The organism is Halapricum desulfuricans (genome assembly GCF_017094465.1).
In the GTDB taxonomy this organism is placed as follows: Archaea; Halobacteriota; Halobacteria; order Halobacteriales; family Haloarculaceae; genus Halapricum.
Genome location: NZ_CP064791.1, coordinates 2,018,412 through 2,045,176, shown reverse-complemented (window position 1 = coordinate 2,045,176; position 26,765 = coordinate 2,018,412). Strand labels below are relative to the sequence as shown.

Genomic DNA, 26,765 nt, shown 5'->3' with positions numbered 1-26,765 from the left:
CGAGACTCGGTCGCCGGGTTCTCGGATGAGACACCCATTCGACCAGTGGATATATTGGTCTTTTCTCAATAACACAACGTATGACGGTTTCGTGTTCGCTCGCCTGTGGTCGCTACGAATGGACCCGCGCTCTGTGGGACGGGGCTGTCTCTCCGGAGGGTGTCGATCTCACGCTGCTGGACTATCACAACCCCGAACGGTTTGCCCGGATGGTGAACAATCTGGAATTCGACGCCTGTGAGCTCTCGATGGGAACTTATCTCGCGACCCGGGAACGCCGGGAATCGTTCCCGTTCACCGCGATCCCCGTCTTTCCCCATCGGCGATTCAGACACTCGTATATATACAAACGGACCGACTCCGGAATCGAGCGCCCGTCCGATCTCGAAGGCAGTCGCGTCGGGGTCGTGAACTGGCAGACGACGACCGGGATCTGGCAACGCGGCATCCTGGGAGAACACTACGGCGTCGATCCGGAACGCATCGAGTGGCACCGCATCGGCGAGGAGATCGTCCCGATCGACGTACCGGACAAATTCGACGTCGTCGACGTCGATGCGGGCGGGGGTACGGTTCCGTATATGGAATCGCTGCTACAGTCCGGTGATCTCGACGCGGTTTTCCACCCGGTCACGCTCGACATTCCGGAAGCGGAGCGGCTCTTTGCCGATCCGATCGAGGAAGAGCATGCATACTACGAATCGACGTCGATCTTCCCAATCATGCATGCGATCGTGATCAGAGACGAGATACTGACGGACCATCCCTGGATCGTCCAGACGCTGTACGACGCGTTCGAAACCGCGAAACAGCGGTGTCTCGAACGGCTCGAACGACCGCAGTGGTTGCCGGTCCTGTGGCCCGAAATCTATCTCGAACGGGAACGGGAAATCATGTCCGATCCCTGGGAATACGGTCTCACCGAGGACAATCGCCATACTCTCGAGACGCTCGTCGAGTACGCCGCCTCGCAGGGGGTCGCGGATCGACGATACGACATTGACCGTCTGTTCGAGGCTGACTCTCTCGATACGGGAACGTTCGGCTAGAGACGCCGGCGATCGTTGCTACGCTTGGGGGCAGCCATCACTTCTCGACGACCAGCAACGCGACGCGTTCGCGCACCACTGCGGCCCGGTTTGCACCCGTCCGGAGCTCGGCGTCCGTAATGTCGAACCACTCCCGGACCCGCCGTTCGTCGTATCCCCCGAGCGTCGCTGCCGGCTCGATTGCCGCGAGCGATCGGACGGACTCCAGCGCCGCCCGTTCACGCTCCCGTGATCCGTCTGGCTCGTCCGCAGACCGCGTCTCCGTAGCGCGATCGTGAGCGACGATCACTGCCGGACAACCGCTCGGTTCGACACCCAGTTCGAGCGCCCGACTGATCTGCCGGGTGCCGGCGACGTACAGCAGTATCTCCACCGCTCGGTCCTCGGCGATATTGTCCCCACGCTCGAAGGCCCGATCGGCCAGCTCGACCGCTCGTTGCAGGTGCTCGCGATCGACGATATAGCGCGCGTCAAGCGCCTGGATAGCCACACCGTGCTCGTCGCCGATCTCGCCCAATTGCGCGACGAACGCGTCGAGGTCCTCGACCGTGACAGTCGCTTCGAGTAGCTGCATCAGAAATCACCCAGACTCGCCTGGTCTTCGGCGGAGTCGTCGCCGCTCTCACTGGCATCGGTCGGCCCGGAGTCGGCACTGTCGGGCGAGGCGTCCGGATCGGGTTCGACGCCGTCCATCGACGGGGCTCGATGGCCGACGTTTTCGAGGATCGTCTCGGCCGTCGAGCGACGGTTACGGAGCGCGGCCAGGACGGCGGCTTTGTCGGCCTCGCGCAGTGCCGCCCGATCCTCGATCCCGGCGTCGTACAGCCGTCGAGCACGTTTTCGACCGACGCCACGGACGCTCACCAGGTCGAGCAGCTCCTCCCTGACGCCGTCCTCGACGCGCGTTCGGGCCTCCCGGATCGCGGGCGTGCAATCGAGGCCGAGTTCCCCCGCGAGCGACTCGGCGGCCCCGAGCAGCCACGAGGCGGCCTCGACCTTCCCGCGGATGTCGCCCGGCCCGATCCCGTAGCGGTCCGTGATCTCGTCTTCCTCACGTTCGCTGGCCCAGTCTTCGAGCAGTCGTGCGGTCTTCAGCGCCGAGAGCCAGTCCTCGAAACGGTCGTCCTCGAACTCGCTCGGCATCGACCCCAGGAACTCCGACTCGCGCTCGTAGGCCAGCATCGTGTACTCCTCGTCCTCGCCCGAGCGGAGGTACAGTTCGTACATGTCCGGCGTGCGGGCGACCAGCTGGTAGAGCCCGAGCACCGTGGGCCGATCGTCGGCGTCGTCCAGCCCGTCGATGATCTCGGCGGCGCTCATCGGATCGAGATACAGCCGCGAGACGGTGTGGCCGAGATTCGTCGCAGTGAGCCCACCGTCATCGCGCTCCAGAAAGCCGTTGCGTTCGAGATACGCGATCACGTCGTCGGTCACCTCTTCCAGCCGACCGCGCTCGTCGGTCTGGGTCGCGTACAGCGTCGCCTCCAGAAACTCCAGCAGTCCCTCGCGCGTGCTGGCGAACCCGGAGGCGACGGTCGCGAGGATGTGCGTCCGCAGGGCGGGCTCGGCGGCCAGCTTCGACCGGACGGGCTCGGGCTCGGCCCAGACGTAGCGCTCGAAGAGTTCGTCGAGCTCGTCGTGGCTGCTGGCGACCAGTACTGCCTCTCCGTAGGGGTCCCGTCCGGGGCGGCCGGCCCGGCCCATCATCTGATGGACCTCCAGGACAGAGAGTGGTTGCATACCGCCGGCGGTCCCGTCGTACCGTCGCCAGTCCCGGACGATCACGCGCCGAGAGGGAGTGTTGACGCCCGCCGCCAGCGTCGGCGTCGCGCTGACGACCTTGATCAGCCGGTCGCGAAACGCCTCCTCGACGAGTTCGCGGTGGCCTCGCGAGAGGCCCGCGTGGTGAAAGGCCGCGCCGTCCGCGACCGCGTCGGCCAAGTCGTCGCTGGTCTCGGTGTCGCTGACATCCCTGATCTCCTCGGCCACCTCGGCCAGGGCCGCACGCTCTTCGGGGTCGAGATACTCGGAGACGACGCCAGCCAGCCGACCGGCCGCCGCCTCCGCGTTGCGCCGGGAGTTGACGAATACCAGCGACGACCCTCCCTCCTCGCGGATGGTCCCGTCCTCGTCGCGGTCAGGTTCGAGAGTGTCCCGGACGACGGCAGCCGTCTGTTTCTCGCCGTCGCGCACCCTGAGTTCCTGCTGGCTGCCGTCCTCCAGATGGAGCGCCTGGCCGTAGTGGACCCCCTTCTTGAGGTCGATCGGCCGCCAGTCCGAATCGAGCAGTTCGGCGTCGAGCCACTCGGCGAGTTCCCCGGCGTTGCCGATGGTCGCCGACAGCGCGACCGTCTGCAGGCCGGCGGTGATCCGCCGGAGCTTCGCCAGTGTCACCTCCAGTGTGGGGCCGCGCTCGCCGTCGTCGACCAGGTGGACCTCGTCGGCGACGACGCAGGTCAACTCCTCGAGCCAGGGTGCACCGTTACGAACGAGCGAGTCTACCTTCTCGCTGGTGGCGACGATGATGTCTTTGCCAGCAAGCCATCCTCCTTCGGACTCGTAATTGCCGGTCGAGACGCCGACGTCCAGTCCGTACTGTTCGAACTGCTCGAATTCGGCGTGTTTCTCGCTGGCCAGCGCCCGCAAGGGCACGATGTAGAGGGCCGTCCCGCCGCGGGCGACGCTGGCGAGCATCGCCAGCTCGGCAATGAGCGTCTTGCCGCTGGCGGTCGGGATCGACGCCACCAGGTTCTCGCCTTCGGTGACGCCCGCCTCGACGGCTTCGGCTTGCGGGGGGTAGAGTGAGTCGATACCTGACTCCCGGAGATGGTCGGGGAGCCACTCCGGGATCGCCGGGATGTCCGCGACGTCCATTGGGACGTGGTTGGGTCGTCGTCGGGTTTAAATTGTCGCACCGCCGCCAGGGCTTTGATTGATGCGGTCCAAGCGGACATATGCGAATCGAGTACGATTACGACACCTGTATCGGGATGTTCCAGTGCGTCGAAGAGTGGGACGCTTTCGAGCGCGACGAGGACGCCGGCAAAGCGGTCCTTGCTGACAGCGAGGAAGGCAGCGAAGACGTCTTCGTTCGCGAGGTGCCCGATGACGCCGAACTCGACGCGAAGTTCGCCGCCCGAACCTGTCCCGTCGACGCGATCACTGTCTACGATGACGACGGCGACCAACTGGTCCCGTAGCGTCAACGGTCAAACGGCCGTTTGAGCATCCGCGAATACTTTTTAAATGTCCACCGTCGTCTCAGGTGTGAAACGACGCCACTTCCTGGCTGGGACGGCTGTGACTGCCGCGCTGGTCGCCGGCTGTTCCGGCAGCGACGCATCGCCTGCCGAATCCGACGATCCGACCGATACGCCAGGGTCGGACCCGACGACAGAGCCGCCAACCACCGAACCACCCACGACAGAACCGATGACCCTCGCCAACGGGAGTTTCGAATCCGAACTCGACGGCTGGACGATCGGCAAAGACCTCCCCGAGAAGCCCGGCGAGGAAGACGAGAAGGTCGACTCGTCGGTCGAACTGACGGGCGAGCAGGCCTCCGACGGCGAGTCAGCACTGCGGATCTTCATCGACGGGAGTGCCGACGACGGGACGGTCTGGGTCCAGCAGGAAGTCGACCTCTCGGAGGTCTCGACGCTGGCCGTCGACGGCTACAGCGAGCAGAACTCGTTCAACACGGTCCTACAGGTTGCGACCTACACGGGTCCGGTCCCCGAAGATGGGCTCGTGGAGACGGATTTCGACCGCGAACACTCCCTGTGGGACCACGAGGGCTGGAAGTCCTACGAGTACGACGTCAGCCACGACGGAACCGGTCTGGTCGCGGTCGGGCTGAACATCATCTGGGAGACCGGTGCCGTCGGGATCCTGGACAACGTCAGATTGGAGTGAATCCCCGTCTTCGATCGCTTGCGATCGCAATAGGGTCGCTTTTCCGTCCCGGTCGTCTACGAGTGCCCAATGAGCCAACCGTTCGAAAACCTCCCGACGACCCCGCGATCGTCGGAACTCGTCGACAAGGCCTTCTCGCGAGCGTCCCGTGCCGGCCGGGCCAAGCAGGGCTTCGAGGCGCAGTCCTCGATGCTCCAGACGGCCGCGAATATCCTCTCGGACAATCTCGAAAACGTCGTCACCGAGTGGCCCGACTTCGACGATCTGGATCCGTTCTATCGGGACCTGGCCGACGCCGTGATCTCCGGCGAGACCGCCATCGGCAGCGAGGACGACCGCGGCATCGACGCGCTGCGCCAGCACCTCTCGGAAGTGACCTGGGCCTCCCGGAAGACCGCTGACATCCGCGGGGAGTATCACACGAAGCTCCGCAACGCCAGCGACGTCGATCACGCCCGGAAACTCCGCAAGCAGGCCTTCGCCCGTCTGGCCGACGTCGTCGAGCAGGTCGCCGAGTCACTGCTCGCCATTGCGGCGGCTCGCGAGGCCCTGCGGGACCTTCCCGACATCCGTCCGGACGAACCGACCATCGTCGTCGCGGGCTACCCCAACGTCGGCAAGTCATCCTTTGTCAACGCGGTCACCCGCGCAAGCAACGAGATCAACTCCTACCCGTTCACGACCACGGAGATCAACGTCGGCCACTTCGAGGACGAGCACGTTCGCTACCAGCTCGTGGACACCCCCGGACTGCTCGACCGACCGCCCCAGGAGCGCAACGAGATCGAGTCCCAGGCCGTGAGCGCGCTCGAACACCTCGCAGACGCCGTGCTCGTGCTCGTCGACGCCAGCGGCGAGTGTGGCTATCCCACCGACGTGCAGATCGAGCTCCGGGACGCGCTGGTCGAGCAGTTCGCGGACGCACCGGTACTAACCGTCTGCAACAAGGCCGACCGGTCCCGGGACGTCGAGGCTGATCACTACATGAGTGTCACCGAAGACGAGAACGTCCAGACCGTGCTCGACGCCGTCGTCGAGGCCGTCGACTACGAGCCGGAACTGCCCTTCGAGGAGTGAGTCCGGTTCGAGGTCTGCGTTGCCATCCACCGCAAAATCTTGGGGCTCGGAACGCAGGCCGACAGCGCAATGGTCAGGCTGATTCGACGGCCACGTACCGAACTTCGGTATCGATGTTCCGACCGGTCGTCTCCTCGAAGCGGTCGTCAAGCGTGCTCACCAGACTCGGCTCGCTCTCCCCGGGCGGCAGCCCGACGGTGACGACGACCCGCTGTGGTTCCCGGAATATCGCGCTGTCGGTTCGTTCGATTTCGACATCTAGGGCCGTCACCGCTGGTCGCTCTGCGAGGGCCGCATCGATGTCCGCTCGGATGGCGTCTTCGGTCGTCGCACGCTGGTAGGAGTCGTACGTGATCCCGCCCAGAAACACCGAGAGAACCGCGACTGCGGCCACGAGAACGGCGATTCGGCGGATGGTCGTCCGGCGGGCGTCGTCCTGGTGGAACCACTCGCTGGGGCGATAGCCGCGATACCACAGTACGGCCAGTGCGACGAAGTTGATCGAGAGGACGTTCACCAGCGTCAACACGGCTGCGGGCAGACTCACCCAGGGGTCGCCCCAGGCGATCCCGATCCCGACAGTCGCCGCCGGCGGAATGAGCGCGACGGCGATCATCACGCCCACCAGCGCCGTCGAGACGCCCGCAGAGAGGCTGATAACGCCGGCGATACCCGCGCCGATGGCGACCGCAAGCGAGAGGAAATCCGGAAGCAGGCGCTCCCGGATCGACGGCACTTCGGTGATCACTAGCCCGGGAGACACCAGATTCGCAGTTCGGGCGATCCAGGCGAAGGCCGCGGCGCTCACGATGGCCAGCAATATACCGGCGAACTGGAGCACGACGCCCCGGCGGAACAGTTCCCGATCGTTGACGACGGTGCCGACGCTGGCGGCCATGGCCGGCCCGATCAGCGGCGCGATCACCATCGAGCCGACGATGACTGCCGGCGAATCAAGCAGCAGTCCGGCAGTCGCGATGACTGCGCTCACGACCGTCAGTATGACGTAGTTCGAGGTGCTCGGTGCCAGATCCTCGGCCTTGGAGGTGAGTTCCTGGCGGGCGATTCGCTCCTCGTCTTTCTCTTCGGCATAGCGGTCCTGCAACTCCTCGAAGCGCTTGGATATGACGGTGTTGGCCTCGACGACGACGGTGTAGGCCTGATCGTCCAGCCCCGCATCCCGGAGGCGTTCGAGCACCGGCTCGACCGCGTTCGTCGGGACGGGGACGTACGCGACCGCCGTGTACTCGCGACCGCTTGTCTCGTCAGTGAGGACGTAATCGACCCCTTCGTCGTCCAGTGCCCGCTCGATCGCCTGCCGTTTTCCCGTCGGGATGGTGACTTGCAGCAGTCGCACGCCCGGGATGTCGGGCGGTACGGGCAAATAACCGTGGGTCTCCCCCGGTCCGGACAACCGCTCCTCCCTGGCAGACGACTCAACCAGACAGCCTTTTCGCCGTTGACCGGCTATTCACGCCCATGTTCGACACGCGGCCGGACCGCGACGCGGAGGTCGCCCTCGTCGGGCGATCGAACGTTGGGAAGTCCACACTGATGCGTGAGATTACCGGCCACACCTTCGATACGGGCCAACGGCCGGGCGTCACCCGTGAGCCCAACCACTACGACTGGGCCAGCGAAGACTTCGTCATCACGGACCTCCCTGGCTTTGGCTTTATGAAGGGGGTCCCTGAGGACGTTCGCGAGCAGATCAAAACCGACGTGGTTCGCTACGTCGAGGACAACGCCGAGAAGATACTCGCAGGCGTGCTGGTCGTCGACGGCAAGAGCGTCATCGACATCATCGACCGCCACTCCGGCGAGGACGAAGTTCCCCACGACGTGGAGATGTTCCACTTCCTGCGTGACGTCGGCGTCCCGCCGGTCGTGGCCGTCAACAAGATGGACAAAGTCGAGGATCGCGATCAGCGGCTGAACGACCTCTGTGACCGGCTTGGGCTGTACCCGCCCTGGAAGCAGTGGCAGGACACCATTGCCCCCATCTCGGCAAAACGGGGGAACATCGAACCACTCAACGAGGCCGTCCGCAGCCACCTCCACGAGGCCGAGCGCGACGACCTCTACCAGTTCTTCTGATCGGCTGTCGACGGCACTTCGCTCCGAGTCGCCGGGAACGACCGGCTTCCCGCACGCATCAGCGGACGCGATACGGATCGCTGCCGGGCAGGAACCGTCCGAGATCGGCTTGCTGTCGGTAATCACGCTGTTGCAGCGCGACGAGCGCGTCGATCAGCTCCTGTTCGTCCGCGTCGGTCCACTCATCTGGGTCCTTGATCGGATAGATCAACCAGCCCGCGCCCTGGATCTCGCTGGCGTGTAGCTCGTCGATGTCCGTGACACCGTCGTATGCCGAGTAGGTGGCGAGGACGTGGTCGGTCGCACGCTGGCCGACCGGCAGCAGGACGTGCGCGGTGATCGCTCGTAATTCAGAGTCGAAAAACCGCTCCATGTCGGCGTAGTCCGCGGCTGTCGGCTCGCTTTCCGATGCACACATGTAGAGATACGAGAAATACGTCTTCGCCATTTCCGGTGGCGTGCCGGCTGCTTCGAGCAGATTCGCCCGGACTAACGCGTCCTGGAAGCGCTCGCTGCTCGATGTTCCTGTGAACGGCACTCCGGAATCCGCGCCACCGTGGACGCCGGGGTGGTCACCGATGACGTGGAAGTGCGCGTTCGCGTCGCCGTATCCCGGCACGGTCACCTCGCAGTCGGGTGCCATCCCGAACGGGTTCGACCGGCGGTGTGTGACGTTCTTCACGCCGTTTTCCATGGGCCAGAACGAAAAAACCCCGACGGTTCGACCTGCTCGTTCCCGATCAATCGTGTGTAATCCGCCGGAACAGTCGCCCGTCGAGGGCTCGGAAGACCGCCGCTACTGTCGCGAGACGACCAGTTCGTTCGGCGTCTCCAGGCTGGGTGGCAGGTCCGTCTCGCCGGTGAGGTACTCGTCGATGTGGCGAGCGACGTCCCGTCCGTCCCCGATCGCCCAGACGATCAGCGAGGGACCGGAGTTGGCATCACCGGCGGCGAAGACGCCGTCGACGCTCGTCATGTGGCTGTCGTCGGTCGCGAAGGTCCCGTTTTCGGTCATCTCGATGTCAAGCGGGTCGAACGGCGTCGACTCGGGGCCGGTGAACCCGACCGCGAGCAACACCATGTCCGCGTCGACGTGGATGTCCTCCTCGACGACTGTCTTCTCCCAGTCGCCGTCCTCGCCCTCGTCCCACTCGACGCGGTCAGCGACCAGCGTGTCGACCGCGCCGTCGCCGTCAGTATCCCGGAACGCCTGGGTGTCGACGCAGTACTCCTCGACGCCGCCTTCCTCCTGGGAGTAGGACTTCTCGTAGGTCTGGGGCTGGTCGGGCCACTGGTTGCCGTCGGGACGTTCCTCGGGCGGCTTCGGCAGGAGTTCGATCTGGACGACCTGCTCGGCTCCCTGTCGGTGGGCCGTTCCGACGCAGTCCGCGCCGGTATCACCGCCGCCCAGGACGACGACGCTCTTGCCGTCGGCGTCCATCGCTTCGGGGACGGCCATCCCGTCGCTCTGGCCGGGATTGGCCCGGGGCAGATACTCCATCGCCCGGTGGATCCCGTCCAGTTCGCGGCCCTCGATCGGTAGTTCGATCGGCTTCTGGGAGCCGACAGCGATACACGCGGCGTCGTACTCCGTCTCGAGCGTCTCGACGGGGATGTCCTCGCCGACCTCGACGCCGCACTCGAAGGTGATCCCCTCCTGGCGCAGTTGGTCGATCCGCCGCTCGACCTTCGCCTTGCTGAACTTGGCGTCAGGAATCCCGTACCGCATCAGCCCACCGGGATTCTCGTCACGTTCGTAGACAGTAACGTGGTGGCCAGCCCGGTTCAGTTGCTGTGCGGCGGCCAGCCCCGCCGGCCCGGAGCCGACGATCGCGACTTCCTCGTCGGTCCGCTGCTGGGGCGGGTCGGGCTCGATCCAGCCTTCTTCCCAGCCCCTGTCGACGATCGCCCGCTCGATGGACTTGATCGTCACCGGGTCGTCGTTGTACTTGAGGGTGCAGGTGTTCTCACAGGGTGCCGGACAGTTGTAGCCCGTGAATTCGGGGAAGTTGTTGGTCGCGTGCAGCCGTTCGAGCGCCCGCTTCCAGTCGCCCCGGTACACGAGGTCGTTCCAGTCGGGAATGATGTTCCCGATCGGGCACCCGCTCATACAGGCCGGCGTCCCACAGGACATGCAGCGCTCGCCCTGGGACTTGAGGTGATCCTCATCCCACTTCTGTTCCCAGATCTCCTCGAAGTCGCCCTTGCGCTCGTCGGGATCGCGCTTGTGGATCGGTTCGCGCTCGTTCTTCAGATAGCCGTCGGGGTGGTCCTTGCTCATCAGTCGTCACCCTCCGTTGGGTTCGCGGCCGTGGTCGGCGCGGCCGGCGGCGAGACCCTGATGTCCTCGCCGTCTTCGAGATGTTGGCGGACGACCTCGGCGTAAGCGTCGGGCATGACCTTCACGAACTGGTCGACGTACTCCTCGAAGTGATCGAGGATCTCCTGGCCTTTCTCGCTGCCCGTATAGCGGACGTGGTTTTGGATCATGCGTTTGATCATCTGTCTGTCGCGGTCGCTTTCGACCGATTCCATGGAGACCATGTCTCTGTTGACGTTCTCGGCGAAGTCGCCGCTCTCGTCGAGGACGTAGGCCTCGCCGCCGGACATGCCGGCCCCGAAGTTCTTGCCCGTGTCACCGAGGATCACCGCGACTCCGCCGGTCATGTACTCACAGCCGTGGTCGCCGACGCCCTCGACGACCGTCTTGACTCCGGAGTTGCGGACGCCGAAGCGCTCGCCGGCCCGACCGTTGAAGTAGGCCTCGCCGTCAGTCCCACCGTACAGGGCGACGTTGCCGATCAGGATGTTCTCGCCGGCCTCGTAGTCGGCCGCTTCGGGCGTCTCGACGATCAGCTTGCCGCCCGAGAGGCCCTTGCCACAGTAGTCGTTGGCGTTCCCCTCTAGTTCCATCGTGATCCCGTTCGTGAGGAAGGCGCCGAAGCTCTGGCCGCCAGTTCCCTCGACGTCGATGGAGACCGTATCCTCGGGTAGTCCGTCCTCGCCGTGCGCCTTCGAGACCTCAGAGGACAGCATCGCGCCCAGCGTCCGGTCCTCGTTGCCGGCCGCCAGATCGACGTGGACGCTGTCGCCGTCCTCGATCGCCGGCCGGGCCGCATCGAGCAGCTGCTGGTCGAGTTTCTCCTCGAGGTGGTGGTTCTGTTCGGTCGTCTTCCTGGTGTCGTCGCCCTCGGGTTCCCAGAGGAGCGCCGAGAGGTCGACGTGTTTGGCTTTCGGGTGGTCCACCTCTTTCTGTTCGAGCAGGTCGACCCGGCCGATCATCTCGTCGATCGACCGGAAGCCGAGTTCGGCCATGTACTCGCGGACCTCCTGTGCCATGTGGCGCATGTAGGTGGCGACGTACTCGGGATCGCCGGGGAACCGATCGCGCAACTCCTCGTCCTGGGTCGCCACACCGACCGAACACGTATTGTTGTGACACTGCCGGAGCATGAGACAGCCACACGTGATCAGCGGCGCCGTGCCGAACCCGTATTCCTCGGCACCGAGCAACGCGCCGACGACGACGTCTCGTCCCGTCTTCATGCCGCCGTCGACCCGGACTTTGATCCGCGAGCGCAGCCCGTTCTCGACGAGGACCTGCTGGGCTTCGGCCAGGCCGAGTTCCCAGGGCAGGCCCGCATTCTTGATCGAGGTCTTGGGCGAGGCTCCGGTCCCGCCGGCCGCTCCGGAGATGAGCACCGAGTCGGCTTTGGCTTTGGAGACGCCGGCGGCGATAATGCCGATACCCGCCTCGGAGACGAGTTTGACGTGGACGCCGGCGTCGGGATTCGAGCACTTCAGGTCGTGGATCAACTGGGCGAGATCCTCGATGGAGTAGATGTCGTGGTGGGGCGGCGGCGAGATCAGCGGCACGCCGGGCGTCGTCGACCGGGTGTCGGCGATGATCTCGTTGACCTTCTCGCCGGGCAGGTGGCCGCCCTCGCCGGGCTTGGAGCCCTGAGCCATCTTGATCTCCAGCATCTCCGCGTTGGCGAGGTAGTTGCTCGTGACGCCGAACCGGCCGGACGCGACCTGCTTGTTGGCACACTCGCGTTCGGTGCCGAACCGCTCGGTCGGTTCGCCGCCCTCGCCGGTGCCCGCGAAGCCGCCGACGCGGTTCATCCCCGCAGCCAGCGTCTCGTGAGCCTCCTTGCTCAGCGAGCCGAAGGACATCGATCCCGTGAAAAAGCGCTGTGTGATCTCCTCGACCGGCTGGACCTCCTCGATCGGGATCGACTCTCTGGACTCGGTATCGAACGCGAGCAGTCCGCGGAGCGTCTGCAGTCGCTCCTGCTGGTCGTTGATGACCGACGCGAACTCCCGGTAGGCCTCGTAGTCGTCGTTCTGGGCCGCGTTCTGGAGCTTGCCGATCGTCGTCGGGTTCCACTGGTGGAACTCGCCGTCACGGCGCCAGTTGAGCTCGCCGCCCTGATCCAGGTGCAGCGAGCCGCTGATGTCGGCCTCGAAGCCGTACTCGTGGCGTTCGAGCAGGTCGGCTTCGAGCTCGTCGATACCGATACCTTCCGTGCGGTTCTCGGTGCCGCGGAAGTACTCCTCGACGAACCCTGAATCCAGCCCGACTGCCTCGAAAATCTGGGCGCCCTTGTAACTCTCCAGAGTGGAGATGCCCATCTTGGCCATAACCTTCTGGATGCCGTCCTCGACGGCGTGGCGGTACTGTGCCAGCGCCGCCTCGGCGTCGTGGTCGACGATCCCCTCGTGGACGAGGTTCTCGATCGTCTCGTAGGCCAGATACGGCGTCACGGCGTCGGCGCCGTAGCCGACGAGCGTGGCGAAGTGATGGACGGCGCAGGGCTGGCCGCTCTCGACGAGCAGGCCGGTGCGCGTCCGCAGCCCCTCCCGGACGAGGTGATGATGGACGCCGCCGGTCGCCAGCAGGCTCGGGATCGGCACGCGGTCCGGGCCCGTGTTTCGGTCGGACAAGACTAGCAGTTCCGCGCCGTTTTCGATCGCTTCGACGGCCTGCTCGCGCACGGCTTCGACGGCCGTTTGCAGGTCGCCGCCCTTCTCGTAGGTGATGTCGATCGTCTCGGCGGTGACGCCGTTCCGATCGATGTCCTCGATCGTCGCCTGTTGCTGGCGCGTGAGGATCGGCGACTCCAGGTGGAGCTGTCGGCAGTGCTCCGGGCTCTCTCCCAGGAGGTTGCGCTGGTGGCCGACGTGCTGTTCCAGCGAGGTGACGGTCTCCTCGCGGATGTAGTCGATCGGCGGGTTCGACACCTGTGCGAACAGCTGTTTGAAGTAGGTGAACAGCGTCTTGTTGCGACTGGAGAGGACTGACAGCGGCGTGTCGTTGCCCATCGCGCCGACCGGATCTTTGCCGTCCTCGGCCATCGGTTCGACGAGGTGTTCGACGTGATCGAGCGTGTAGCCGAACGCCCGCTGGTAGGCAGCGATCTCGTCGTCGACGTACGTAGGCGTCCGTTCGACGCCGTCGTCGAGATCGTCCAGACGGACCTCCTGTTCCTCGAGCCACTCGCCGTATTTCTCGTCGGTCAGGCTATCGAACATCTCGTCGTCGGAGACGATCCCGCCCTCCTCCGGGTCGGCGTAGAACAGCTGCCCCGGCTGCAGACGGTCCCTGTGTGCGACGTTCTCCTCCTGGAGTTCCAGCGCGCCGGCCTCGCTGGCCATCACGAGCCGATCGTCTTCCGTGACGGCGTACCGGCACGGCCGGAGCCCGTTCCGATCCAGGACTGCGCCGACTTTGAACCCGTCAGTGTAGGCGATCAGCGCCGGGCCGTCCCACGGTTCGTTGATCGTCGAGTGGTAGCGATACCAGTCTTTCCGGTCCTGATCGAGCTGGGCGTTCTGCTCCCAGGCCTCGGGAACGAGCATCCGGAGGGCGTGGGGCATCGATCGACCGCTCTCGACGAGCAACTCCAGGACGTTGTCGACGACGGCGGTATCGCTCTGGTCCTCGTCGGTGATCGGTTTGAGCTTCTCGATGTCCGAACCGAACGCGGGACTGTCCAGATCGGGCTCGCGCGCCTGCATCCAGTTGAGGTTGCCCCGGAGCGTGTTGATCTCGCCGTTGTGGATGATGTTGCGGTAGGGATGTGCGAGTTCCCACGCGCCCAGCGTGTTCGTCGAGAACCGCGAGTGGACGAACGCGAGCCGGGAGACGACTCGCTCGTCGGAGAGGTCGGGGTAGTATTGCCTGACCTGTGCGTTCGTCAACAGCCCCTTGTAGACGATCTTCCGGCGATCGAGCGAGCAGACGTAGAACCGATCACTGCCCGGAGGGTCGCGCTCGGCGACCCGGTTCTCGATGACGCGACGGAGGACGTACAGGTCCGAGTCGAGTTCCTCGGGCGAGCGGTCGTCCTGTGGCTCGACGAAGAACTGTTCGATGTCCGGTTCAGTCTCGACGGCGGTCTCACCGAGAGAACTGTTGTCGGTCGGGACCGAGCGCCAGGCGACGACGTCGAACCCCTCCCCATCGGCGGCCGTCTCGATCAGCGACCGGAGTTGCGCGCTGGGCTCGTCGTTCGGCAGAAAGACCATCCCCACGCCGTACTCGTCGAACTCGCCGAGCCCGTCGACCTCGTCGGCGAAGAACGCGTGCGGCTTCTGGATCAGTATCCCGGCGCCGTCGCCGGTGTCCGGTTCCGCCCCGCGGGCCCCACGATGATCGAGGTTTTCCAGGAGATCGAGTCCGTCTTCGATGATATCGTGATCGTGCTCACCGGAGAGATCGAGCGTGATACCGACGCCACAGTTTGCCTTCTGTGCCGTCTCATCAAGCAGCTGTCTATTTTTTCCGGTATCGGTGCTGTCCATAGTCTGCGTATATCTGTGGGAAATAGACTCATAAATCGCACGGTATCTAACATCACGTTCGGTTTCTGGGCGGCAAATATTACGATCGTACACCTAGGATGGGCTACTGAAACAATACCTATCGAAAGACATAGTATTCATTATATTGTTTAATCACGACTTCACATCGATCCGTACTGTCGGCCGTGCCTGCGAAGACATTTCCGGGGAGACGCCAATTCGGTCGAATCAAAAGGGAACGTAGTGGTTCAGCACCTCACCGGCACGGCAGTCAGCATCACAGCGATTTTCGGACGCGGCTCGCGGGGAGATCGTGCCACGTGGTCGTCTCGACCGGATCGAAGCCGCGGGCTTGGAAAAACGCCAGCGCGGAGTCGGGGACGGTTGCCGAGAGCGTCTCGTGGCCGGCGTCGACGACCGCTGTCTCGATGCGGTCGAGCACGGCGCTGGCGAAGCCGGACCGCTGATAGTCCGGGCTCGTCACGATCGTCACCAGTTCGCCGTCCTGACGGTCGGCGACGGCGTATGCGACGATCGTGATCTCTGTCTCGGCGACGACGACGAGATACCGGTCGTCGTCGATCCGGGACGCGAGTTCAGAATCGACAGTCGCGACCAGTTCCCCGACAGTTTTCCGATCGTAATCCGTCTGAAACGCCGCCTTGAGCGCCTGTGCACGGAGCACGTCGAGACTCGCCGCGTCGTCAGCGTCGGCTCGGCGTATTGTAACTTCCATTAGGCGATCGTTCGGCTGGCGACGACTTGACTGTGACGCGCCACAGATCACGTACTGAGCGACTCGACGTACTGGGTGACGTGGTCGTCCATTCGGCGCTTGAACCCGGCCTGGCGGGCCAGCCGGTCGAGTTCGCGAGCGACGAGACTGCCGTACTGGACGGCCTTTTTGTCCTTCGTCGCCAGCTCCTCGGGCAGCCACCGCCAGGCCGCCTCCCGGAGCGCGACTTTCCGGGTCTCCCCCTCGACGAGTAATTCGCCCGGCAGCCCCAGCGCGGCCTCGACGACGGCGTCGTGCAACAGCGGCGCGACCGGTTCGACACCGGCCGCTCGGACGGCCAGCACGTCCCGTTCGAGCTGGTCGGGGAGTGTCTCGATCACCTCGTGGGTCGCCCCGCGGACGGTATCGCTGTCTAGCCGTGGGTCCTCGGGCGCTTTCGCCACCTTCGCGTAGCCGCCGAACAGCTCGTCGGCCCCCTGTCCGAGTGCCAGTCGATCGAATCCGTCGGCTGCGACCCGCTCGGCGACCAGATACAGCGGCAGCGCGATCTGGATATCCATCGCGTTCGTCCGCCCGGTCGCACGCACGAGTTCGGGCACGGCATCTTCGAGGTCCTCGTGGGTCAACTCGACGACCGTGAGTTCCCGATCGAGCAGCGCGGCGCCGCGTTTGGCCGCCTCGACGTCGTGGCTGTCCGGAAACCCGGCGACGTACAGCGGGGCCTCAAGCGCAGCCGCAAGCAATGCCGAATCAACGCCACCGGAGAAAGCAATTGCGAGCCCATCGGTATCGATCGTCGAGAAGGCGCGCTCGAGCGCCGAGCGAACGGCCGCGACGCCCTCGCTCGGCTCGGCAACTGACGGATCGGGGAGCTCGCCCCACCGTTCGAGGCCCTGGGCCGTTCGGACGTGGCCGGCCGGAAACGGCTCCGGGTCAGCGAGTTCGGACGGATCGAACGCCCAGGACTCGCCGTCGACAAAGAGTGGATACCGGCCGAGCACGTCCCGGACGAGCATCCCGTCGACCTCGCCGGCGAACCCACGGGCACCGGGGAGCGGATCGCCGCGCTGGATCGCCGCCCGGACGACTGCGGGGGAAGCACCGTGCAGCGTCATTCGAAGAAGTCCGCCAGGCGTGATCGGACGCGTCGTTTCGCCCCGCCGGCGGCCTGTTTGAAACTGATATGCCAGGGAGTTCGTTTCCCCTCGATCTCCGTTCGGCCCTCGGCGATCGCCGAGAGGATCGCCTCGACCGATCGCTCGTCGGCGTCGACGTTCGTGATCGCCCGGCCGACCATCTCCGCGATGTGGGCGTCGCTGCCGGCCGTCATCGGGATCCCGTGCTCGGTTGCGAACTCCCGGGCCTGCTTGTTGGCGTAGCCGGTCAGCAACCGGGAGTTGTAGACCTCGATCGCGTCCGCGCGGGCCAGTTCCACCCGGGAGATGTTCGCCATTACGCCGCTCCGTGACTCCTGGAACGGGTGTGGGACGACGGCGATACCGCCGTGATCGTGGATCCGGTCGAGCGTCTCGACGAACGGCAGCCCCGACGGGATCGCCTCGGAGATACCGAGCGCCAGCACGTGGCCGGCGTCACTGGTCACTTCCATCCCCGGGATACCGACGAGGTCGTACGCGGGGGCTTTTTCGACGGCCTCGCGGCTCGCGTCGAACTCGTCGTGATCAGTGATTGCCAGTGCATCGAGGGACGCGTTCTGCGCTCTCTCCAACAGCGCATCGACGGAGTCACGCCCGTCGTAGGATAGCGAGGAGTGAACGTGAAGCTCGACCGAGAGCACGAGCGGGGCTTCGACGGCACCGATCAAAAACGGCTCGGTATCAGTCCGCCGTCGACTCGACTGTAGAACCGCTCGCTGCTCTCTCTTTATCCACGTAACAGACTGGATCCGGCTCGAACGGATCGTCGTGAGCGACCAGCGCACGCCCGCGCGAACCGCCACTGCAGACGTCGCCGAACTCACAGTGGCGACAGCGGTCGGGCAGCGCGGCTTCCTCGTGGCGGAGCCGCTCCAGCAGCGGGTTGGATTCGTCGGTCCAGATCGCGCCGAACGGCCGGTCGCGTACCGACCCGAGCGCGTACCGGTCCCAGAACGGGCCCGGGTACACCGACCCGGCCGGTCCGATCTTCGCGACCGGCGGTGACGGGGCGGTCCCGAGCCGTTCCCGGAGCGACTCGCGAACGTTGGTCGCACACTCCCCGTCGAGACGGTCGCGGGTGTATTCGGTCACGTATCCGGCGTCGATCCCGCCGCTCAGAACCGTCTCCAGGTGATTGCCCCGCTCGTGGGCGTCCCGGGTCAGATCCGCGAGCCGGCGAACCGCGCGGCGGCGGCGCTCGTCGTCGAGGTCGTCGTCCGGTACGTGCGCGAGCCGGAACCGATCGGCCGATAGCAGTCCAGCGAGGTCGTATATCTCCTCCATGTCGACCGCGCTCTCGGCCTGCAGCGGGAAGCGCAACTCGGTCGCCAGATCGATACCCTCGGCCGCCCGGAGCGTCTCCAGTGCGGTATCCGTCGCGTCGGACGCGGTGTGTTTCTGCCGGGGCGTCGACAGCCCTTTCACGACGACGCTGATCCGATCGAGCCCGGCGTCCGCAAGCGACTCGAGACGGTCCCGGTCGAGTTGCTCACCGTTGAGTCGAAGCGTCGTTTCCACGTCCTGCTCGGCGGCTCGTCCGACGAGCTCGTCGATCGCGTCGGCGTCGATGCCGGCCGTACCGGACAGCCGCAGGGTCTCGATACCGAATTCGGCGAGCTGATCGACCACGGCGAGTCGCTCCGACGGCGAGAGCGGATCCCGGTCGCCGAGTAGCTCTCCGTCTTCGAGCACCCATTCGACGTCGGGATCGCCGAGCGATGCAGACGCCGGATGCTCACAGCCACAGAGGAGCGTGTCGAGCTGGATCATGCGGGCTCACCCGCTTCTAGCGGCGTCGAGCTGTCGCGATCGATCGCATCCGCCGGACAGAGCCACCGCGCGGCAACGCCCGGGAACAACGACGCCGCGCGCTCGCGAGCGTCTATTTCGTCGTCCGCCCGGACGGTTCCGGTATGTACCGCCGGATCCGTCGGCGTCTCACGAGTGAACACGACCCACTCCTTTGCGGGGATCGTCCCGTCGGCGTCCCGGCCGTCCGTCGTCCGTGCCGTTGGTCGAGCTGGCATTGCCTGTTTGTACCCGTTGCCCGCTCTTACGGACCCCGCCCGTTCCCACCGATTGAGAACTGACCGGGCGTCTTATCGGCTCTACTCCGATTTCCGGCAATCGTTTCCGATTGTTGCCCGCGGCTCGATTCGGTGAACCAGCGGCTGCATCACAAGCGGTTTTCGCTCGCCCCGAGTAATCGTTCACATGCACGTCATCGTCAACGCTGCGATGAGCGTCGACGGGAAACTCTCGACACGACACCGCGAGCAAGTCGCGATCAGCGGTGCCGAGGACTTCGACCGCGTCGACGCACTCCGGGCCGACAGCGACGCGGTGATGGTCGGTGTCGGCACCGTCCTGGCCGACGATCCGTCGCTGACCGTCGACGATCGCGAGCGGATCGACGCCCGGACCGAGCGTGGTGACCCGCCCCAACCGGCGCGGGTGATCGCCGACTCGCGGCTGCGCACTCCCACCGACGCGACCGTCTACGACGACGCCGCAGAGACGATCTTGCTGGCCAGTGACACCGCGACCGACCAGGCCCTCACCGAGGCACGAACGAAAGGTGCGACCGTCGTCACTGCCGGTGAGGACCGTGTGGACCTGTCGGTGGCATTCGACCGACTGGAAACCCACGGCATCGAGCAGGTGATGGTCGAGGGCGGTGGCGAACTCGTGTTCTCGCTGTTCGAGGCCGGCCTCGTGGACGAGCTCTCCGTGTTCGTCGGTTCGATAATGATCGGCGGGCGCGACGCCCCGACGCTTTCGGACGGCGACGGCTTCACTGACCGATTCCCGCAACTGCGGCTGCGCGATATCGAGCGGATCGACGACGGCGCTCTCTTGCGGTATCACGTCTCCGGGCGATAACGCCGCGAAGGCGGCCGACAGTGCACGAACCGCCAAACATATACCCGTCTCGACCTCAGTGGTAGGCAGTTAGTATGCAAGTAACAACAATGTCGAGGTGGACCCGTGAGCGCCGTTGACCGTATCGTCGGTGTCGTGACTGGCCATACCCGGATCGCGATCGCCGCCATGCTGGTGTTGACGGTGATCATGGGTGCCGGTGCGGGTGCGGTCGAACAGCAGTCGTCGCTCGATCAGTTCCAGTCGGACACGGCCGAGGCTGACGCCTCGGCGTACATCGGCGAGAATTTCGCGTCCGGGCCGGACAACGTGACGCGCGTCCAGGTGATCGTCCGCGGGGAGAACGTTCTCTCCAACGAGTCGCTGATCGAGACACTCGCATACCAACAGCGGCTCCGAGACGATCCACAGGTCAACGCGACGCTCGTGAATGAATCGGCCGGGCAGACGCCGGCGACGTTCGGCGTTGCGAACCTGATCGCTCGGAGTGCGATCCAGCAGGAGTTCCAGGCGATTAACGAGACCCAGAACGCGCTTCGGGCGGCGATGACGACTGCGGTCCGAGATCCCAACGTAACTGCCGCAGCTGCCTTTGCGAATGCGAACGCGAACACGCCGATCGAGCTCGACCGGACCGACGGTGCGACCTTCGAGCAGGCGGTCGCAGACCTCCGGAACGCCACGTCCGGGGCCGAACAGAGAGAGGCGTATCGACTCGGCACCAGCGGTGTACTCAGAGACGAATTCGCACAGTTCCTGGGACAGGAGCGACTGACCCAGCCGATCGAACAGTCGGACATCGAAGCGACGATCCGATCGCCGACGCTCGAACGGCAGATCGGAGCGATCCAGTCGCTGAGTGAGGCCGAGCTCCAGACGCTCGTCCGAACCGTCCTCAGCGGTGAGGCCGGGCAGGCCTCCGAGCAGGCGCTCGGGTTTATGCCGGCCGGCGAGTACTACGAACCCGGATCGACCGCCGCGAACGCGACGATGCTGTTGGTCACTCAGCGGACCGACGGCCCGGTCGCCGCAGGCGGGACTGCAGGCGAGGAGATCACCGACGCCCAGCTGGCGATGCAGGATCTCGGCGACGACAGTGATCTCGAGTTCGTCGTGTTCGGGAGCGGCATCATCACCAACGAGATCAATCAGTCGATGAGCGACAGCATGGCGCTCGTCGGCCCGCTCGCGTTGCTGTTCGTCGTCGTTGCACTCGCGGTCGGGTACCGTGACCTGCTCGACATAATCCTCGGTATCGTCGGAATCGTGGCCGTCCTCGTCTGGACGTTCGGGTTCATGGGCTGGACGAACATCGACTTCAACCAGATCTTCATCGCCGTCCCCGTGTTGTTGATCGGCCTCTCGATCGACTACGCGATCCACATCTTCATGCGCCATCGCGAGGAGCGCTTCGAGATGGGCAACGGCAACCTCCGGAAAGCGATGCGGGTCGGCCTCGGCGGCGTCGGTATCGCGCTGGCGCTGGTGACGGCGACGACGGTGATCGGTTTTCTCTCGAATCTCGTCAGTCCGGTGCCGCCGATTCGGGACTTCGGTGTCGTCAGTTCCTTCGGGATCGTCGCCGCATTCCTGGTGTTCGGCGTCTTGACGCCGGCACTGAAGATCGAGATCGACGAGTTCCTCGAAGCGCGTGGGATCGACCGGACGAAACGCGCCATCGGAACTGGTGGCGGACGGCTGAGTCAGCTACTCAAGATCGGCTCACTCGGCGCGAAGCGGTCGGCCCCGGTCGTGATCGCGATCGCGCTGTTGCTCAGCGCCGGCGGTGTCTACGGCGCGACGCAGGTCGACACGTCCTTCTCACAGGAGGACTTCCTCGCCGAGGACCCGCCGGGCTGGACGGAGAACCTGCCCGAACCGTTCGCGCCCGGCGAGTACAACGCCAAGGCGAATCTCGAATACGTCAACGAACGCTTCCAGCGGCAGGACGCACAGGCGAGCATCCTGCTACGCGGGGAGGTCGCGAGCGACGGAACGCTGGACGTGGTCCGGCGATCCCAGAGCGAAATCGCTTCGAAGGACATTACGCAACGGCTCTCGAACGGGCAGGCGTCGATCCAGACGCCACTGACGGTCCTCAACGAGACGCGTGCCGCCTCCCGGAGTGACGCGTTCAACCGGACATTCGATGCCGCCGATACCGACAACGACGGCATTCCGGAGGAGAACCTGACGGCCGTCTACGACGCGCTGTTCGAGGCGAACCCACAGGAGGCCGGTGCGGTCCTCGCCCGCGAGGACGGTGATTACACGGCTGCGCGGCTCGTCGTCGATCTGAAGGGGACCGCGTCCGGCGCGGAGGCGACCGAACAGCTCCGAAGCGTCGCGACGAACACCGAGACCGAGCAGTTCACCGCGATCGCGACCGGTCAGACGATCCTTTTCGAGATCGTCCAGGACCAGCTACTCGACACTGTCCTGGAGAGCCTGCTGATCACGCTCGTCTCCGTGTTCGCGTTCCTGATGATCGTCTATCGCGTCACCGATGGTAGCGCGACACTCGGGTTCGTGACGCTGGTCCCGGTCGCGCTGAGCGTCTCCTGGATCCTCGGGACGATGTACCTCGCCGGGATCCCGTTCAACGTCCTGACCGGGATGATCACCAGTCTCACGGTCGGGCTCGGCGTCGCCTACAGCATTCACATCTCCGAGCGATACAACCAGGAACTGGAGCGCCACGACTCCGCCTGGGCCGCCCTCGAACGCAGCGTCACCGGCACTGGCGGCGCGCTGCTCGGGAGTGCGGCGACGACCGTCGGCGGGTTCGGGACTCTCTCGATCGCACTCCTGCCGTCGCTGCAGCAGTTCGGGATCATCACCGGCCTCACGATCATCTACGCGTTCCTCGCGAGCGTGCTCGTGCTCCCGAGCCTGCTGGTCGTCTGGACGCGACTGGTCGGGCCATCCGAGAAGCTCGACGTTCCCGCGGACGCCGACAGCAGTGACGGCGACGTCGGTACAGCCGCTTCGAGCGAGTAGCAGCCGCCTACAGATCCGTCTCGCTTTCGAGGTACCACCCGAGGTACCCGCCGATGGCGCTCAGACCGACGGTGTAGACGACCGACGCCAGGATAGCGAAGATCGCAAACACGACGAATATCCCCGCGAACGCACCCGGACCGTCGAAAAGCGCCGGGAGGAACGGCAACACACTACCGAGCAGTGCGATGACGAACAGGAGCGGTATCGCGGCTATCGCTCCGGAGAGCGCACCGACTTTGAGTGCCGTCGAGGAGTCTTCCTGCTGCAGGTAGCCCGCGACCGCACCGCCGAGCACCGGCGAGAACGGGATGAACGTCGTGACGACCGTGACGACCGCACCGATCACTGCGTTCAGGCCGGTATCTCCGTTTCCCATGCACAGTAGCTGATCAGCCGCTCACGTGAACCTTTCGGAGACAGAAACGGCTCTCGAAGTGCGCGGACGAAACGTTTCGAAAAACTGCGATCAGATCTCGCTCTCGAAGTCTTCGAGCGCGTAGGCGGGTTCGGCACCGCGGCGATCCAGCGTCTCGTTGGCCAGCAGCCAGTAGACCACGCTCAGAGCCTTGCGACCCTTGTTGTTCGTGGGGACCACCAGATCGACGTTGCTGGTCGTGTTGTTGGAGTCACACATCGCGATGACCGGGATGCCGACCGTGATGGCCTCCTTGACGGCCTGGGCGTCACCGATCGGGTCGGTGACGACCACGACGTCGGGCTCGATGTAGCCCTCGTAGTCGGGGTTGGTGAGCGTCCCGGGGATGAACCGGCCCGTCCGGGCGCGTGCCCCGACGGCCTCGGCGAACTTCTCGGCCGGGAAACGGCCGTACTGCCGCGAGGAGGCCACGAGGATCTGCTCGGGGTCGTAGTTCTCGAGGAAGTCCGCAGCGGTGCGGATCCGGGAGTCGGTCATCGAAACGTCCAGCACGTACAGTCCGTCCGTGCGGACGCGGTGGATGAACCGCTCCATGTCCGACGTATTCTGCTGGGTCCCGATGTGGACCCCGGCGCCGAGATAGTCCTCAACGGGAATGAGGAGGTCAGCCTCCTCGCCTTCCGGCATCACGTCCTCGTCGAGAGCCGGCTCCTCCTCGGTGTCGGTCTCTTCGGCGTCCGCCGTCTCGGCCGTCGATTCCGTATCCTGTGACTCGTTCGCAGCGTCCGTCGGCGTGTCGCCCTCGGACGCCGGCGATTCCTCCGTCTCGGTGACAGCGCCGGCGTCGCCGGCGGCCTCCGAAGTCTCGTCGATGTCGTCTTCTTCGTCCTGACTCATGCTTGTTCTTCGATGCGGATGAGTTCGTTCAGTTTGGCGGTGCGTTCGCCGGCGACGGTGCCGGTCTTGATGTAGGGGGCGGCTGCACCCACGGCGAGGTGGGCGATTGTCGTGTCCTCAGTCTCACCCGAACGGTGGGAAACGACCGACTGGATGCCGTTTGCGGCCCCGAGTTCGATGGCGTCGACGGCGTCGGAGAGGGTGCCGATCTGGTTGGGCTTGATGAGAATGGAGTTCGAGGAGCCCTTGTCGATGCCGTCCTGGAGGCGCTCAACGTTGGTGACGTACAGATCGTCGCCACAGATGAGCGTCCGGTCGCCGACGCGGTCGGTCAACTCGGCGAAGGCCTCGAAGTCGTTTTCGTCCAGCGGATCCTCGACGTAGGCCATGTCGTATTCATCGACCATTTCGGCGACGTAGTCGATCTGTTCGGCCGTCGAGCGGTTGGCCTCACCCTCGTAGACGTACTCGCCGTCCTCGTACATCTCGGCGGCGGCCATGTCCAGGCCGAAGCTAATCTCGAAGCCGAGGTCGTCACTGACTTCGGTGGTGGCCTGGTCGACGATTTCGAAGGCCTCGTCGTCGCCGATCGGCGGCGCCCAGGCACCCTCGTCGCCCTTGTTGGCGGGGACGCCCTTCTCTTCGAGGAGTTCGCCGATACGGGCGTGGACCTGCGCGTTCGCGAAGACCGCTTCGGTCACGCTCGGTGCGCCCACCGGAGCCGAGAGGAACTCCTGAATGTTGGTGGCTTCCTCGGCGTGCTCGCCGCCGCCGACGACGTTGCCCAGCGGGGTCGGGAACTGATCGCCCCGGAAGGTCCCGCCCAGGTGCTGGTACAGCGGTGCGCCGAGCACGTCGGCACCGGCCTTGGCGGCGGCCATACTGATCGCGACCGCGCTGTTGGCGCCGATCTCCGAGAAATCGTCCGTCCCGTCGGCGGCGTGTAGCGCGGCGTCGACCTCGCGCTGATCGCCGGCGAAGACCTCGCCGACAAGCCGCGGGACGGCGTGTTCGCGGGCGTTGGCGATCGCCTCGTGAGCCGGGAGTTCGATCGCCTCGTGTTCACCAGTACTCGCGCCGCTCGGAGCGGCCGCACGGCCGAAGCCACCACTCTCGGTGGTGACGTCGGCCTCGACGGTGGCGTTCCCTCGCGAATCCAGTACGCGTCGTAGTCGAATGTCGGTAATGAGTGTCATGTGTGTTGTCCTCGGTTGACGGTGAAGGGAAGGACGCCAGCGTCGTACTCCTCGGCTGCGATGAGGATCGGCTGGGTCTGATCGGTCTCGATCAGCACCGGCGCACCGTGTGCGATCTGCAGCGCTCGCGCACCGATGATGCGAGCCTTCTCGTAGCGGTTGTATCGCTGTGTGCTCATCATTGATACGGTGCGACGATGTCGACGAGATCCTCGTGTGAGACGAGCATCCGCCGACAGCAGTGTCGTTCGACGCCCAGCTCGTCGAGCACCTTCTCGGGGTCTTCGTCGCCCTCACGGGCCCGCTCTTTGAACTCCTCCCATTCGCCGCCGATGACGTTTCCACAGGTGAAACACCTGACCGGTACCATCATATTTGAATCACCTTAGCGGTAGGACTTCTGATAGCGCGCGCGAGCACCGGGTCCGCCCCACTTCTTGGGTTCGGACTGGCGCACGTCGTTGACCAGCAGCGAGCGGTCGAACTCCATGAACGCGTCGCGCAGTTCCGCGTCGTTCGTGTGCTGGACGAGCCCGCGGGCGATCGCCGTTCGGGTGGCGTCCGCCTGCCCGGTCGTGCCGCCGCCCTCGATCGTCACGTCGACGTCGACTGCCTCGCGCAGGTCGTCGTCGGCGATCCGGAAGGGTTCGAGCATCTTTAGCCGTGCCAGCTCCGGTTCCACCAGTTCGACCGGCCGAGAGTTGATCCGCACCCGGCCTTCGCCGTCGCTCACGGTCGCGCGAGCGATGGCGGTCTTCTTCTTGCCTGATGTGTTCGTTACCATGTTACGTTCGCTCCCAAGCTCTCCGCGAGTTCGTCCAGCTGGACGAACTTGATCTTCGATAGCCGATCCAGCGACGTGCCCTCGAGGATCTCTCCGTCCTCGTCGTAGGGGTTGCCCACGTAGACGCGGACGTTCTCGAAGGCCTCGCGACCTTGCTGTTCCTTGTAGGGAATCATGCCACGGACCGCGCGCTTGAAGATCCCGTCGGGGCGTTTGGGGTAGGCCGGACCCTTGTCCGAACCCAGATCCCGCCGCGTCCGGTACTTCTCCTTCACGGCGCCTTCGCGGCCGGTGATAACGGCGCGCTCGGCGTTGACGACGGCGATCGTCTCCCCGTCCATCGCGCGTTCTGCGACCTGACTCGCCACACGACCCATGATGCAATCACGGGCGTCGACGATCACGTCGGCGTCGATCGTATCTGCTTTCATCGGATCACCCGCACGTTGGACCCTTCGGGATTGTCCTGTACTGCTGTTTCGAGCGAGACGGTCTCGCCGACTTGTTCGATCTTTGTCTCGGCCGAGCTAGAGAAGTCGACGGCCGCGACAGTGACGTCCTTCTGCAGGACACCACTGCCGAGAACCTTGCCCGGGACGACCACGGTCTCGTCCTCCTGGGCGTATCGTTCGATACGTCCCAGATTGACTTCTGCGTGGGTGCGCCGCGGCTTTTCCAGCCGGTCGGCAACGTCGCCCCAGACATCTCCGCCCGAGGACCGGGCGGCCGACTTCAGATCGGCGATGAGACTACTGAGTCTCGGGTTACTCTTACTCATAACGTCCCTC

Annotated in this window: 26 protein-coding genes; 7 read left to right on the top strand and 19 right to left on the bottom strand. The window is 65.1% G+C overall.

The genetic code is table 11. The annotated features are described in order from the left end of the window. The first annotated feature begins 80 nt into the window (after positions 1-80). Positions 81-1,049, top strand: a complete 969-nt coding sequence (locus HSEST_RS10460) for an ABC transporter substrate-binding protein (protein WP_229120877.1) — start codon at positions 81-83, stop codon at positions 1,047-1,049. Positions 1,050-1,086: 37 nt separating this feature from the next. Here the strand turns inward: HSEST_RS10460 and cgi121 are convergent, their stop codons facing one another. Together cgi121 and HSEST_RS10450 are read right to left on the bottom strand one after the other, a co-directional pair. After that, entirely contained in the window at positions 1,087-1,623 is a 537-nt protein-coding gene (gene cgi121, locus HSEST_RS10455) for a KEOPS complex subunit Cgi121 (RefSeq protein WP_229120876.1), read from the bottom strand. After that, positions 1,623-3,923 carry an ATP-dependent DNA helicase gene (locus HSEST_RS10450; RefSeq protein WP_229120875.1) on the bottom strand — a complete coding sequence of 767 codons (2,301 nt, stop codon included), beginning with the start codon at positions 3,921-3,923 and terminating at the stop codon, positions 1,623-1,625. Before HSEST_RS10450 ends, cgi121 begins: the two co-directional genes overlap by 1 nt. An 80-nt stretch (positions 3,924-4,003) precedes the next feature. Between HSEST_RS10450 and HSEST_RS10445 the strand changes: the two genes are divergently transcribed. The 3 genes from HSEST_RS10445 (at position 4,004) to HSEST_RS10435 (ending at position 6,041) form a co-directional block, all read left to right on the top strand. After that, positions 4,004-4,249, top strand: a complete 246-nt coding sequence (locus tag HSEST_RS10445; protein WP_229120874.1) for a ferredoxin — start codon at positions 4,004-4,006, stop codon at positions 4,247-4,249. A 67-nt stretch (positions 4,250-4,316) separates the two neighbouring features. Beyond that, positions 4,317-4,964, top strand: a complete 648-nt coding sequence (locus HSEST_RS10440; RefSeq protein WP_229120873.1) for a twin-arginine translocation signal domain-containing protein — start codon at positions 4,317-4,319, stop codon at positions 4,962-4,964. 69 nt (positions 4,965-5,033) lie between these two features. Beyond that, entirely contained in the window at positions 5,034-6,041 is a 1,008-nt protein-coding gene (locus HSEST_RS10435) for an NOG1 family protein (protein WP_229120872.1), read from the top strand. A gap of 73 nt (positions 6,042-6,114) precedes the next feature. Here the strand turns inward: HSEST_RS10435 and HSEST_RS10430 are convergent, their stop codons facing one another. Continuing rightward, positions 6,115-7,398, bottom strand: a complete 1,284-nt coding sequence (locus tag HSEST_RS10430; protein ID WP_229120871.1) for a TIGR00341 family protein — start codon at positions 7,396-7,398, stop codon at positions 6,115-6,117. A 122-nt stretch (positions 7,399-7,520) separates the two neighbouring features. Here HSEST_RS10430 and engB point away from each other — a divergent pair, with 122 nt between their 5' ends. Beyond that, the gene (gene engB, locus HSEST_RS10425; protein WP_229120870.1) at positions 7,521-8,138 is read left to right on the top strand and encodes a GTP-binding protein EngB; all 618 of its coding nucleotides are present in this window, start codon (positions 7,521-7,523) and stop codon (positions 8,136-8,138) included. A gap of 58 nt (positions 8,139-8,196) precedes the next feature. On the opposite strand, the gene HSEST_RS10420 is transcribed toward engB, so the two are convergent. The 8 genes from HSEST_RS10420 to HSEST_RS10385 form a co-directional block, all read right to left on the bottom strand. Further along, positions 8,197-8,820: a uracil-DNA glycosylase family protein gene (locus tag HSEST_RS10420; RefSeq protein WP_229120869.1), complete on the bottom strand. Its 624-nt coding sequence runs from the start codon at positions 8,818-8,820 to the stop codon at positions 8,197-8,199. 114 nt (positions 8,821-8,934) lie between these two features. Further along, complete coding sequence (locus HSEST_RS10415; RefSeq protein ID WP_229120868.1) at positions 8,935-10,419, bottom strand: glutamate synthase subunit beta; 1,485 nt, start codon at positions 10,417-10,419, stop codon at positions 8,935-8,937. Further along, positions 10,419-14,945, bottom strand: coding sequence for a glutamate synthase large subunit (gltB, locus tag HSEST_RS10410; RefSeq protein WP_229120867.1), 4,527 nt, complete (start codon positions 14,943-14,945; stop codon positions 10,419-10,421). The genes HSEST_RS10415 and gltB overlap by 1 nt, the downstream gene beginning before the upstream one ends. A 277-nt stretch (positions 14,946-15,222) precedes the next feature. Beyond that, positions 15,223-15,681, bottom strand: a complete 459-nt coding sequence (locus tag HSEST_RS10405; protein WP_229120866.1) for a GNAT family N-acetyltransferase — start codon at positions 15,679-15,681, stop codon at positions 15,223-15,225. A gap of 47 nt (positions 15,682-15,728) precedes the next feature. Further along, positions 15,729-16,790 (bottom strand): asparagine synthase C-terminal domain-containing protein, encoded by a 1,062-nt coding sequence (locus HSEST_RS10400; protein ID WP_418886548.1) that lies wholly within the window; start codon positions 16,788-16,790, stop codon positions 15,729-15,731. A gap of 2 nt (positions 16,791-16,792) precedes the next feature. Next, on the bottom strand, positions 16,793-17,479 hold the full coding sequence (locus tag HSEST_RS10395) for a PHP domain-containing protein (protein ID WP_229120864.1): 687 nt from the start codon (positions 17,477-17,479) through the stop codon (positions 16,793-16,795). A 40-nt stretch (positions 17,480-17,519) separates the two neighbouring features. Next, positions 17,520-18,608, bottom strand: a complete 1,089-nt coding sequence (locus HSEST_RS10390; protein ID WP_229120863.1) for a radical SAM/SPASM domain-containing protein — start codon at positions 18,606-18,608, stop codon at positions 17,520-17,522. Then, positions 18,605-18,865: an rSAM-partnered protein gene (locus HSEST_RS10385; protein WP_229120862.1), complete on the bottom strand. Its 261-nt coding sequence runs from the start codon at positions 18,863-18,865 to the stop codon at positions 18,605-18,607. The genes HSEST_RS10390 and HSEST_RS10385 overlap by 4 nt, the downstream gene beginning before the upstream one ends. A 187-nt stretch (positions 18,866-19,052) precedes the next feature. On the opposite strand from HSEST_RS10385, the gene HSEST_RS10380 reads away from it, so the two are divergent. After that, positions 19,053-19,721: a 2,5-diamino-6-(ribosylamino)-4(3H)-pyrimidinone 5'-phosphate reductase gene (locus tag HSEST_RS10380; RefSeq protein WP_229120861.1), complete on the top strand. Its 669-nt coding sequence runs from the start codon at positions 19,053-19,055 to the stop codon at positions 19,719-19,721. Between the two features lie 105 nt (positions 19,722-19,826). After that, entirely contained in the window at positions 19,827-22,721 is a 2,895-nt protein-coding gene (locus tag HSEST_RS10375) for an efflux RND transporter permease subunit (protein ID WP_229120860.1), read from the top strand. A gap of 7 nt (positions 22,722-22,728) precedes the next feature. On the opposite strand, the gene HSEST_RS10370 is transcribed toward HSEST_RS10375, so the two are convergent. The 8 genes from HSEST_RS10370 to HSEST_RS10335 all read right to left on the bottom strand — a co-directional run bounded on the left by HSEST_RS10370 (position 22,729) and on the right by HSEST_RS10335 (position 26,755). Further along, complete coding sequence (locus tag HSEST_RS10370; protein ID WP_229120859.1) at positions 22,729-23,100, bottom strand: DUF5518 domain-containing protein; 372 nt, start codon at positions 23,098-23,100, stop codon at positions 22,729-22,731. Between the two features lie 90 nt (positions 23,101-23,190). Beyond that, positions 23,191-23,997 (bottom strand): 30S ribosomal protein S2, encoded by an 807-nt coding sequence (rpsB, locus tag HSEST_RS10365; protein ID WP_229120858.1) that lies wholly within the window; start codon positions 23,995-23,997, stop codon positions 23,191-23,193. Beyond that, complete coding sequence (eno, locus tag HSEST_RS10360) at positions 23,994-25,193, bottom strand: phosphopyruvate hydratase (protein ID WP_229120857.1); 1,200 nt, start codon at positions 25,191-25,193, stop codon at positions 23,994-23,996. Before eno ends, rpsB begins: the two co-directional genes overlap by 4 nt. Further along, positions 25,190-25,372: a DNA-directed RNA polymerase subunit K gene (locus tag HSEST_RS10355; protein WP_229120856.1), complete on the bottom strand. Its 183-nt coding sequence runs from the start codon at positions 25,370-25,372 to the stop codon at positions 25,190-25,192. The genes eno and HSEST_RS10355 overlap by 4 nt, the downstream gene beginning before the upstream one ends. Beyond that, positions 25,372-25,566: a DNA-directed RNA polymerase subunit N gene (locus tag HSEST_RS10350; protein WP_229120855.1), complete on the bottom strand. Its 195-nt coding sequence runs from the start codon at positions 25,564-25,566 to the stop codon at positions 25,372-25,374. Before HSEST_RS10350 ends, HSEST_RS10355 begins: the two co-directional genes overlap by 1 nt. Before the next feature lie 12 nt (positions 25,567-25,578). Next, complete coding sequence (locus tag HSEST_RS10345; RefSeq protein WP_229120854.1) at positions 25,579-25,977, bottom strand: 30S ribosomal protein S9; 399 nt, start codon at positions 25,975-25,977, stop codon at positions 25,579-25,581. Then, positions 25,971-26,408 (bottom strand): 50S ribosomal protein L13, encoded by a 438-nt coding sequence (locus tag HSEST_RS10340; protein ID WP_229120853.1) that lies wholly within the window; start codon positions 26,406-26,408, stop codon positions 25,971-25,973. Before HSEST_RS10340 ends, HSEST_RS10345 begins: the two co-directional genes overlap by 7 nt. Continuing rightward, a complete protein-coding gene (locus tag HSEST_RS10335) occupies positions 26,405-26,755 on the bottom strand; it encodes a 50S ribosomal protein L18e (RefSeq protein WP_229120852.1) in 351 nt (116 codons plus the stop codon). The genes HSEST_RS10340 and HSEST_RS10335 overlap by 4 nt, the downstream gene beginning before the upstream one ends. Between the last annotated feature and the right edge of the window lie 10 nt (positions 26,756-26,765).

What these genes read in the sequence shown, in the direction of transcription:
- HSEST_RS10460 (WP_229120877.1), top strand. Translation starts at nt 81, where the DNA reads ATGACGGTTTCGTGTTCGCTCGCCTGTGGTCGCTACGAATGGACCCGC.
- cgi121 (WP_229120876.1), bottom strand. Translation starts at nt 1,623, where the DNA reads ATGCAGCTACTCGAAGCGACTGTCACGGTCGAGGACCTCGACGCGTTC.
- HSEST_RS10450 (WP_229120875.1), bottom strand. Translation starts at nt 3,923, where the DNA reads ATGGACGTCGCGGACATCCCGGCGATCCCGGAGTGGCTCCCCGACCAT.
- HSEST_RS10445 (WP_229120874.1), top strand. Translation starts at nt 4,004, where the DNA reads ATGCGAATCGAGTACGATTACGACACCTGTATCGGGATGTTCCAGTGC.
- HSEST_RS10435 (WP_229120872.1), top strand. Translation starts at nt 5,034, where the DNA reads ATGAGCCAACCGTTCGAAAACCTCCCGACGACCCCGCGATCGTCGGAA.
- engB (WP_229120870.1), top strand. Translation starts at nt 7,521, where the DNA reads ATGTTCGACACGCGGCCGGACCGCGACGCGGAGGTCGCCCTCGTCGGG.
- HSEST_RS10415 (WP_229120868.1), bottom strand. Translation starts at nt 10,419, where the DNA reads ATGAGCAAGGACCACCCCGACGGCTATCTGAAGAACGAGCGCGAACCG.
- gltB (WP_229120867.1), bottom strand. Translation starts at nt 14,945, where the DNA reads ATGGACAGCACCGATACCGGAAAAAATAGACAGCTGCTTGATGAGACG.
- HSEST_RS10405 (WP_229120866.1), bottom strand. Translation starts at nt 15,681, where the DNA reads ATGGAAGTTACAATACGCCGAGCCGACGCTGACGACGCGGCGAGTCTC.
- HSEST_RS10390 (WP_229120863.1), bottom strand. Translation starts at nt 18,608, where the DNA reads ATGATCCAGCTCGACACGCTCCTCTGTGGCTGTGAGCATCCGGCGTCT.
- HSEST_RS10385 (WP_229120862.1), bottom strand. Translation starts at nt 18,865, where the DNA reads ATGCCAGCTCGACCAACGGCACGGACGACGGACGGCCGGGACGCCGAC.
- HSEST_RS10380 (WP_229120861.1), top strand. Translation starts at nt 19,053, where the DNA reads ATGCACGTCATCGTCAACGCTGCGATGAGCGTCGACGGGAAACTCTCG.
- HSEST_RS10370 (WP_229120859.1), bottom strand. Translation starts at nt 23,100, where the DNA reads ATGGGAAACGGAGATACCGGCCTGAACGCAGTGATCGGTGCGGTCGTC.
- rpsB (WP_229120858.1), bottom strand. Translation starts at nt 23,997, where the DNA reads ATGAGTCAGGACGAAGAAGACGACATCGACGAGACTTCGGAGGCCGCC.
- eno (WP_229120857.1), bottom strand. Translation starts at nt 25,193, where the DNA reads ATGACACTCATTACCGACATTCGACTACGACGCGTACTGGATTCGCGA.
- HSEST_RS10355 (WP_229120856.1), bottom strand. Translation starts at nt 25,372, where the DNA reads ATGAGCACACAGCGATACAACCGCTACGAGAAGGCTCGCATCATCGGT.
- HSEST_RS10350 (WP_229120855.1), bottom strand. Translation starts at nt 25,566, where the DNA reads ATGATGGTACCGGTCAGGTGTTTCACCTGTGGAAACGTCATCGGCGGC.
- HSEST_RS10345 (WP_229120854.1), bottom strand. Translation starts at nt 25,977, where the DNA reads ATGGTAACGAACACATCAGGCAAGAAGAAGACCGCCATCGCTCGCGCG.
- HSEST_RS10340 (WP_229120853.1), bottom strand. Translation starts at nt 26,408, where the DNA reads ATGAAAGCAGATACGATCGACGCCGACGTGATCGTCGACGCCCGTGAT.
- HSEST_RS10335 (WP_229120852.1), bottom strand. Translation starts at nt 26,755, where the DNA reads ATGAGTAAGAGTAACCCGAGACTCAGTAGTCTCATCGCCGATCTGAAG.